This is a genomic window from Lysinibacillus sp. 10T31, from assembly GCF_056394365.1.
This window is the reverse complement of record NZ_JBFTHS010000087.1, coordinates 1-10,780: the sequence shown is the minus strand read 5'-3', so window position 1 is coordinate 10,780 and position 10,780 is coordinate 1. Positions and strand designations below refer to the sequence as shown.

Genomic DNA, 10,780 nt, shown 5'->3' with positions numbered 1-10,780 from the left:
CATAAAAGAAATTTGATTAGCTCAAATTGTTTTGCTGGCATCATGTTTGATGTCCAAAATTTTGTTTCGTTCACTAACTCAAGGTTAGCTACTAAAAACTTTATTGATTACGTTTTGCTTGTTCAGTTTTCAAGGTTCATTTCGTTACCGCTTCTTTAACAGCAACTTTCATATAATAACATGTCGCGAACTCGATGTCAACAACTAATTTATTCGACTTAATTGTTTTCAGTAGATGTCTTAGCGACTTGTATAATACTACACCCTTAATCTATGAAGGTCAACACTTTTTCTGAAAAAGATTGATAGTTTTTCATTTCATCGAGAAACTTCCTATATAAATGATTAAGAAAACATTTTTAATATAGACTCACAATCTGAAGTTAATTTAATGTTTTATTGTTATCCAAAATATAATTTATCATATTTTCTATACAAAAAGAGGATGGAACATAATTATTTTTTAAAGCAAAATAAAAAAATACATTAGAAATGCGTGAGAAATCAACGTTTTTAAAATTGATTTCTCTCGCTTTTCTGATGTTTTAATCAGTTCTGTCCCAGCCTTCTTTTTAGAATGCAATCGCCCGATAAATGAAAAAGCCGAAGCTCATATCCGTTTACTTGGAGCAGAGTTAAAACTTCTAAAAAGGCATGGGAAGAACAGACATTTTAAATCTTGCTGAGAAATACCACACGAGTAGCGAAACTATTCACTGCTATACAAATAAAAAATCTGACATATTATCTTTGTGAAACAGCATGGTAAGTTCAAATGATTACTAAAAATGAGTAAGACGAAGTGAGCAGCACGCACTCAGAGAAGAATCAGATTATCGAGGTTACCTGTTACTGAAGCCGATTTACGACATAGTGAAAGGTAAAACCTGCTATAGTGGTTTTTTATAGCTTTAGCAATGTACTTGAAACAACTGAATCATTTAAAGAGTAACTTCCTAGTTTTAACTTTATGTTTGATACACCTCATACACCTTCTTTATTAGCTTTCAAAACTTCACTAGATTTATTGGTTGGGCGGTACATCCTGAAGTACCCATCTGATTGTTCCTTCATAAGCATCAGCCTTTGCGGTCCCGGCTCTCACGTCTAAGTAAAGTCCATCCCCATCCGGATTCCATGTGTCAGAAATATTGACTACTTCACTGTTTGTTGTTTTCTTTTTATATATCTGTACGGAAGCATCTTCAGTAAGGATTGAAACATTTCCACCATAGTTATAATGTAAGCTATCCAATAATCTAGAACCCGTCTTCTTCCCTGTTAGCTGCTTATCCAGCTTAGCTGTCATTGACCAAGAAGGTTTTTTCGATAGCGAACGATTATCTTTTACTGCTAAAGGCGTGTCCAATTTGATAGGATGATACGTTTTATTTTTAGGTGAAATTGACAGCTTTTCTCCAAAGTCAATTTCTTGAGGTACCGAAACGAATTTCAACATACCCGTAATGATGATTTTCACTTCATCTATTGTCTTATTGAATGTGTCACCTGTACTATAACTCCCTATTGCTGTCACCTGGCTTACAACATATTCTTCTTCTGCCGCATCTTCTTTCACTTCAGCATTAAAAGTGAGGTATATTTTCGTAGAGCGAGGCAGAGGAGGTGCTGGATCGAGGATTGCATCAATCCTATTTGAAGAAGCATTGTATGTTGCTGTACCGATTTCATCACCGTTTTCATTAATTACTTTAAGGTCAGTTGGTGGTTTTAAATGTTTATTATCATATTTTTGCATAATTATACCTTGAGCATATGTGGCTGTATCTTTATAGCCGGAATCTACTATAGTCTTATAGTATAATGTTTCACCTGGTGCTATTTCTGTTAGTTCATTTCCATCTTTATCAAGCACTAGATTTTTAATGGTTAATTCTGGGCGTATTTTTATACTTTCAATATTAGATTGTAACCCCTCTGAGTCTATCGCATAGACAGTAATATCATGATCAAATCCCTTTTGCATTTCATCACTCAGAATCGTATACTCCCACGAAACATCTGTATCGAAATTCGGATTTTCATAATCCCCGATCTTATTAGGCTTACCGCCATCTACCGTATAATAAAGACTAATATACTCACTGTCTTTATCTTTCCATTTCCCTTCAATACGATAACCATTATCTGTATATTCACCATTATTGTCTAACCAAATCTCAGGCGCAACATTCGATTTGTTAGTTATTGCAATCTCAAGATTCTCTTCTCTAATTTCGTTTGGCATTTGACGTTTCATCTGCCATCTGAATGCCATGCCCGAACGCCCATCGTTGGGGGGATACATAGCATCCTTACCAGGATCAGTAGCACCTGGGGAATTCATGAGGTTAAAGTAGTGATAGGTGTTGAATGGTTTGACTGTCGGAAAACTAGCTGTTTGAAAGGCAGCTGGGTTATTCGCATAACCTTCACGTAAGAAATAAAGAAAATAATCTTGACCGTCTCCCATGTCCTTCTCATGAAAATAGACCCCTTCATTATTTCCTAGTGAAAAAGTTTTACTAAAAGATCGCAGTCCAATATTCTTATGAATTGAATAACCCAAATTTGTATAAGGGTTAACTGAGCTTAATTTCAAATATTTCATACTGACATTAATACGCCCTGCTCTTTCATCCACAAGACTCATTTTGATTTTTACATACCCATCTACATATCGACCATTAATAACAGCTGCATAAGCAATCAATTGATGTGTCTTTTCATTTTGATATAGCTTTAGAAGTGGCATACGTGTAGATTGGAAGCTTACTCTACCATCTTCTCCACCTTGAGCAATCACAAGTCCATTACCATCTGCATTTATTGGGTTTAGGCTGGCTTGATAAGCCGGTCTTCCTTCATTAAAATAATATGTTACAATACCATCTGGTAAATCGGGGTCCTGAGCTAGAACTGTTGCTAGAGAAAAATTTTGCGCCTCTATATACGTATCTCCGTTCACTAAACTTTGAAGTGTTGTATTCATGTTAGGTAACAGACGGCCCCAGTCATCATGTTTATAAATATGAGAACCCATATCTTTCAATGAGTTTACTGACCGTCTATTGTAAAGGTCCCCGAAATACATGTAATGAGTTCTGCCGCCGTTATCTCCCACAGGAAATTCCAGCCCCTCATTTCTTGTCATTTGTGTAAATCCTGCTAGTTCATTCGGAGAATCATCCAACATCGAAAAATCAATATTGCCAATTTGACCAACGCTAGATATCAAATTTCCTAGAGCAGCACGGGGAGCAATACATTTAGGTGCTGATTTTTCTTTACTGTTAGACCCTGGCTCACTTTCAGTTACTAACTCTTCTTCGATGTTAGACTCTAGCTGTTCCTCATCTTTAGCTGCTAGCTCTTCTTCGATGTTAGATTCCAGCTGTTCTCCACCTTCAATTACTAGCTCTTCTTCACTACCTAAATATTCACCCTCCTCACATTTAATTTTTAGATTTTCTTCTTTTTCAGTATCTTCCGCTTCCTCACATTCAATTTCCGTATTTTCTTCACTTCCAGAATCTAGCTGTTCCTCACATGCAAGTGTTAGATTTTCTTCTTTTTCAGACTCTGGCTGTTCCTCACCTTCTGTTGTTGGATTTTCTTCATTTCCAGACTCTGGGCGTTCTTCACCTTCTGTTGTTGGATTTTCTTCTTTTTCAGACTCTGGCTGTTCCCCACCTTCAGTTATTGGATTTTCTTCATTCCCAGACTCTAGGTGTTCTTCACCTTCAGTTGTTAGATTTTCTTGACTTTCGGACTCTGCCTGTTCCTCACATGTAATTGCTGACTCTTCTTCCCCAACGGACTCTGCCTGTTCTTCACATTCAGTTGTTGGATTTTCATAACCAACAAACGTATCCGCCACATATACATTTAGCTCAGAAAAAACGAGGAGAATGACCATCATCACCACTGCTAATTTCTTCACTTTTACACCTGCCTTACTACGTATATTCTTGATAGTTAGATTATTTTTATCAGGCATGTTGTTAGGAATTACAAGTTTCTTAATGCCCAATCAAAGGTTTTTGAATATTTTATATACATCTATTATTAACTGATTTTGCGAAGGACTCAGTGCTTCTGTCGCTTTGCTTAGGGCAATGCCTCCCGCGGAAAAAGTGAAACAGATGATACCCTGCACGGATCGAATGTTTTCTGTGCAAAAGCAAGAGCCCTTAGCTGAAAACAGCATCTTTCAAAAAAGTGGATAAAATTATTTGTCGAAACACGTGGGATTTTATAATGAGTAAACATATTTCAGTAAATATAAATTTTACCAAAATAGGATAATAGGAGATAATCCACTACTTCTGATAGAAAAGATTATTTTTTCCGTCAACTAATCATTTGATTCTTGTTCTTGTTCTTTTCCTATCTTCTTACTATAAAATATATACAATAGTAATCCTGCTACTATAAGAATTAGTAACCCTACTATATACGCTAGATAATTAGGATCTTCAATCGTTACATCTGTTGCGTTAAATTGTTTCACTTCTTCCCCTTCAATAGTAAAATCTTTCTCGAATTCCCATGATTCTTTGCTAGACTTAGCCTTTACATGTAAAGTATATTTTCCAGATTTAAATTTTTCCCCATTCAGTTGAATAGGATAATCAAAGTTTGAATTCGGCGCTACTTGCATGTCTTGTTTTTTCGATTTGTAGAGCACTTCTGTTTTCCCTTTTTCCGTCACTTCCGCATCCACTTCAAAGCTGTTTAAATACGTTGCAGTTGGATTCTGAAGCGTAGCATTAATGACATTGCGTGCATTCACTTGCCCAGCTTTAACATCATGTAATTTCAAATCTTGCTTCACTATTTCATCCGTCTCTTGTAGAGTAATTCCTACTACATAAGCATATTTATTTTCAATACTTAAACCTGTATTTGTGTCCTTCGTCTTTTCAGGCGATCCTTTCTTCTCTTCTAATGTAATACCGCCCGCTAATATCCCATCGAATTCCTCTTCTGGCATCGTTACATTTAAATGTAGATCTTTACTCCCTTTAGCTGGAATCGTAATTTCCTTATCTGTTTGAATTAGATCCGCTAACTCATAAGGCAGTGTAGAATCACGTTCAGCTGTTGTAGGGCCATACTCTACAACACCATTAAGGTTTGTCGTAGCTGATTGAATCTTAGGTTCAATGACAACATCATCTTCCGTATCATTTTTTAATTGAATCGTTAATGTTTGCTTTTGACTAGGCTCCATCTTTAAATTAAAATAAGATTTTTGTTTGTCAATTTGATTCTCTGGAATGACGGTATATACACCAAAATTAAATTCCGATGCAGAGGCAAATGGTGTAAAACATACTAGGCTTACTATCAATATTCCAAATAGGGTCCATAAAGTATTTTTCCGCATAATTTTCTACCATCCTTACTATTAACATACTCTAATTATTGATGGTAAAACCCGTTATGCTCTCCTCTAGCAATATAGGAGCCACACGAGTTTTACCTATCTATCTATCTATCTATCTATCTATCTATCTATCTATCTATAATATTAAGAAACAATTATTACTTGTTTAGTACCCACCTAAAATTCTTATTTCCCATCTTGTCCAGGTACATCAGTCAGTGTCCATGTGAATGACGTAGAATATTGTTGGTTTGCATACTTTGTAGTTTTACCTGGAACTTTAAGTTCAATACTTTCTGCTGCTACATCTTTTTTACCAAATACTAAAACGAAAGTGCCGTTACCTTCACCTGCTTTAGCAGACATCATATTTTCAGCTTTTCCTGGAGTTAATGTATATTTTTCTTTTACAATAGATGGTTTTTTCGATGAAGAAGCTGTATTCACCCAAGCATTATTAAAAGTAATTTCAGCACCATCTAGTACCTTACCTGCCTCGGTCTTGAATTGACCATCTTGCGTCACTTGCAGTGACCAACCTTCGTCTGTTCCACGATTATCTGTCACTTGAACATAGTTCGGACCTTCTTCACGACCTTTAAATTTTTGTGCTGCTGCAAAGTAAGTTTGGTCTGTAGAAGTTATTTTTTGCTCACCAAAAGTTAAGCTAGATGCATAGTCAATACTTAATGGACCTGGTGTTCCTGGATTTGGTTTACCTTCACCACCTGGCTCAGTTGGATCTGTAGGGTCTACTGGTTCACCTGGTTCTTCCGGATCTACTGGTGGTGTGGTTTCACCACTTGATTTAAATTCGATAATCGCTTTACTTTCATACTCGCCACCATTTTTTTTATCTTCATCTTCTGCTGCGTAAGAAGTTACACTTCCTCCCAATACGAAACCTGTTAACATTGTTGTTGCAACGCCTAGTGCTTTTAAATTAGTAGTAATCTTCATTTTTCATCATCCTTTTTTTATTATTTGTTACTTGGAACATCCGATAAGTTCCATGTTAATTTTGCGCTGTATTTAACGGCATCTTTTGGTGTTTTCCCTAAAATAGTAAGAGAAATCGCATTATTTTTTTGAACTTTTTCACCTTGGGTACCAGTCATTTCATCTACCGTCCCCCAATAGTTCACCCAAAGTCCGGCCCCCTCATTTGGCTTTGCTGACATGATAACTGACTCAGCTCCATTTGGATCTAACGTAATTTCTTTCGTAGCCGTTGGCGGTGTCACCTCTGTTTTACCATTGACAATTGGCTTAACAAATTTAATTTGCGACCCAGTTAGTTGTTTATTTTGTGTCATAACATTAGAAAACTGACCTTCTTGTTTAACCGTCAGTGTCCAGCCTGCATTTGTTCCGCGAGTATCTGAGATTTGGACATAGTTTGGTACATATCTACTTTTCCCATCAGAACGTAAATCAAGTGCATTCGCAAAGTAAGTCATATTTTTATTTGAAATTTCAATAGCATCAAAATCAAGTTCGGATGCATAATCAATACTTAGCGGGCTACCAGTTCCAGAGTTAGGCGAAATTACTGGATCCACTGGCTTTTCTGGATCAGGATTTTCCGGATCTACTGGACCTGTTGAATATGAACCAGGACTAAATTTCACTGTTCCCGTAGATCCATAAGTAATTCCGTTACCGTCTGCTGAGGCAAATGATGGTGAGATAACTATCCCGCTTAGTACCGCGGCGATCGCTACAACTTGAATAATTTTGCTATTCATAAGCTAACCTCCTCTCTCATTTTTGTGTTTTTTATATTTACGTGTCAGATAAAAATACTGATACGGTAAATAACAATCCTAAAATTAGTTACATCACTGGTTGTGGATCTTAACAGTCGGAGAAATCCTTTTTTTATTATATTTGTAATATTATTACATTTTAGAACCAAAAAGGACCTCCTTCCCTTTAAAACATCTACCCATTTCTCATTGTATTTTTTTATATTTTCGTATCAGATAAAATACTGGTACGGTAAATATCACTCCAGAAAAATAGTATTCTTAAATATTACAAGTTCTCAATTTTCGGATTTTTTCTTGGTCCATAGACTATGGATTTTTTCTGAATCAAGGGCTTGCGATAGAGCATTAGAGATAAAGAAATATTTAGAAACCTTATTTCCACTATCACAAATACAAGTTTGTTTACTTTTTACACTTAACCTATACCTCAATTCGAACTTCTTTAAACCTATTTTTTCTTTTTTTACTTTTCATCTCTAGTAATTACAGATTCTATCGCATCTTACAAAAGAATAAAAATCAACTTTTGTTGTTTTCTTAGCATAATTTGAATTAAATAAATTCTATTAAAACCCGAATTCTATTTGAATAAATTTTTTAATGAATACTATAGAAAACTACTATTCATTTGGATATTATGTAACAATATGACACTATAGATAACGATTTTACCAACCCTTGTATCACTTGCAATAGTCGGTTTATCAGAAACTATTTCTAACTTCTTTTCTAAAAAATATCCATTATTAAATCAAAAAGGATTCCTTTTATCTATTGCCGATTATTGACGTAATAAGCGTAAAACTTCCCAGGAAAGGATGCAAATCAATCTTTGCTTACTTTTGAACATATTTTGATAAACTATTTATTTGCATTATTATGATTTTTATTTTTAACCTTATATTCTAGGGGGCGAATAGTGTTTCCTTAGAATTGTCTATCAATGATACCTCGGCAATATTGCGTCCGAAATCGGCTTGTGCTTAGGCATGCATAAGGGCCAACACGATGTCAGTCATTTCAGTAATGCCACAGGACATGGCGTTTTTAACGATGAAGGTCAGTTAGCCGTTATCGCATGAATGCGATAACGGCTAACATCCTATATGAAATCCTTTCCGACTAGGCGCTTTCCTGGGGTGTCCTATGAGCCGCTTCACTTCAAAGTCTTAGTATCAAAAAGCTGCTTAAAAAAGTTCATATTTTGGAGGTCAGATCACTGATCTCCAAGAAGTCGCCCAGCCTCCACCCCAATCATCTTATATACAAGGCATACATTTAAAAAAATATTCTTCCAACTCTGTGTAAAGAAAATGAAGAACTATGTCCCCTACCACATTCCATCAAATATATATTATAAGCTTATAAAAAACCTTCTGGGCTTCTTCATAATGTACCATCATTAGTTACTCCTCATTTTTTCTCTTCCTTATTAAGCATTAAGTGCCCTCTCCTGATCCATTAAATACACATAAAAACAATCTACTTTTATATTAAAATTTTATCAGAAAAGAGATGTATCAAATTATGATACATCTCTCATAGTAAGACTTATAAACCAAGTGCTCGGTACATAATCGCCGTAAATTCTGCACGTGTTAAGTTTTCATTTGGTCTAAAATGACCGTTTTCATCACCTAGTGCAATGTTATGGTCTGCCAAAGCGGCAATGTATTCACTTGCCCAGTGTGATGGATCGACATCCTTAAATGTACTATTGCCTTCTGGCGTTAAGCCAAATGCAAGCACCATCACTTTTGCCATTTCAGCACGTGTTATAGAAGCGTTTGGTCGAAACGCTCCATTTGAACCGTCCACGATACCCGCTCGTTGTAGTCGGGTAATTTGTTCATAATTCACATGGCTTTCAGGGACATCCGAAAAGGATACAGCCCCTCTAATTGATGCTGGTTGTAACGCACGATCAATCATAAGCACCACGTGTTGACGTTGAATCATATCATTTGGTCGGAAAGTGCCATCTGGATAACCTATAATAATGCATCGCTTGGCAACTTCTTTAATCATATCTTGTGCCCAGTTTCCATTAATATCCTCGAAAGTAATGTCACAGCGCTTACTATCCTCCATCCATCGAGCATATAGTGTCAGGTCTTCTGTAACAACATCTTTTGCAAAGTCCCATGCTTTTATGAATTTTTCATCTTTATACCAGCCGATAAATAGGTAGCCTTCCTTCTTCGGATTAGAAGGGGCTTTCACTAAAGCTTTATATGGCACTGTTTGCGATGAAATTTCACTGCCTCCGTTTGAATTAAACGTAACCATATAGTCCTTTGTCCACTTCGCATACAACGTGATATCTGTGGTTACTTTATCTTTCGCAAAGTCCCATACATTTTTAAGCTCTACATCCTTATACCAGCCATCAAATTGATAGCCTTCTTTCAATGGAATAGTTGGGACTTTCACGAGATCGTTATAGCCGACTGTTTGGGACGGCACTTCACTTCCACCATTGGAGTCAAAGGTAATTTTATAGTTGGACGAACCTCCGCCAGATCCTCCTGAGCCTCCACCAGATTCTCCCGAACCTCCGCCAGATGTGTTATCCTTTGTCCATTTTGCATATAACGTAACGTTTTTTGTTACGACATCTTTTGCAAAATCCCATGGTATTGTCAATTCGTTATCTTTGTGCCAGCCGTTGAATGAATAGCCTGCCTTAGTTGGAGCAACCGGTGCTTTCACTAATTTATTATATCCTACTGTTTGAGATGGAACTTCACTTCCACCATTGACATCAAACGTAACAATGTAGCTTGCTTTCATCCATTTGGCATATAGTGTGATATCTTTTTTCACTACATCTTGATCGAAATTCCATGCTTCTGTCAACCCTTTATCTTTATACCAACCTTCAAATGTGTACCCTTCTTTTACTGGAGTGGATGGTGCATTCACTAATTCATTATATCCCACTGTTTGTGATGAAATTTCGCTTCCTCCATTAGTATCGAACGTAACCGTATAGCTTGAACTTGCGTTCGACCATTTAGCATATAGCGTGATATCTCTTTTCACTACATCTTGCTCGAAACTCCATGCTTTTGTTAGCTCTTTGTCTTTATACCAACCTTCAAATGTGTAGCCTTCTTTTTCTGGAGCTTTAGGGGCTGTTACTAATTCTCCATATACTACCGGTTGAGTTGGAACTTCGCTTCCTCCATTGACATCAAACTTGACATACATCCTCCACTTAGAATAAATAGTCATTGGTTTAGTTACAGAGTAATCCCATTGTTTCGTATAATCTTGATCTTCGAACCACCCGTGGTAATATTTCTCATTCTCCTTATACGGACCAAAAGGATAATTCTCTTCATCCCATTTGAATTTACGTTCTCCATTAAAGGTTACAACATCTAATGGATTGGAAAAAAATGCGTCGTTTTTTATTGTTGTCACAGTTGGTGGGATTTCTACACTTGTTAATCGATTACTAGCAAATGCCCATTCTCCTATCGTGGCCACGCTTGATGGGAATTTTACACTTGTTAATTTATTACTATAAAATGCGTTTTTTTCTATTGTTGTCACCTTTGGTGGGATTTCTATACTTGTTAATTGATTACCTGAAAATGCGTACTCTCCT

The 10,780-nt window shown here is 36.3% G+C and carries 5 protein-coding genes; all 5 read right to left on the bottom strand.

Translation table 11 applies throughout. The features are described 5' to 3' along the window. Positions 1-1,024: 1,024 nt before the first annotated feature. A complete protein-coding gene (locus AC1DCY_RS25895) occupies positions 1,025-3,943 on the bottom strand; it encodes a hypothetical protein (protein WP_477355207.1) in 2,919 nt (972 codons plus the stop codon). A gap of 414 nt (positions 3,944-4,357) precedes the next feature. Then, positions 4,358-5,392, bottom strand: coding sequence for a WxLIP family cell surface protein (locus tag AC1DCY_RS25890; RefSeq protein WP_477355204.1), 1,035 nt, complete (start codon positions 5,390-5,392; stop codon positions 4,358-4,360). A gap of 186 nt (positions 5,393-5,578) precedes the next feature. After that, positions 5,579-6,352 (bottom strand): WxL domain-containing protein, encoded by a 774-nt coding sequence (locus tag AC1DCY_RS25885; RefSeq protein ID WP_477355201.1) that lies wholly within the window; start codon positions 6,350-6,352, stop codon positions 5,579-5,581. A gap of 20 nt (positions 6,353-6,372) precedes the next feature. Further along, positions 6,373-7,140 carry a WxL domain-containing protein gene (locus AC1DCY_RS25880; RefSeq protein ID WP_477355198.1) on the bottom strand — a complete coding sequence of 256 codons (768 nt, stop codon included), beginning with the start codon at positions 7,138-7,140 and terminating at the stop codon, positions 6,373-6,375. A 1,575-nt stretch (positions 7,141-8,715) separates the two neighbouring features. Continuing rightward, positions 8,716-10,780, bottom strand: a 2,065-nt coding sequence (locus AC1DCY_RS25875) for an InlB B-repeat-containing protein (RefSeq protein WP_477355195.1), incomplete at its 5' end; no start/stop codon positions are given.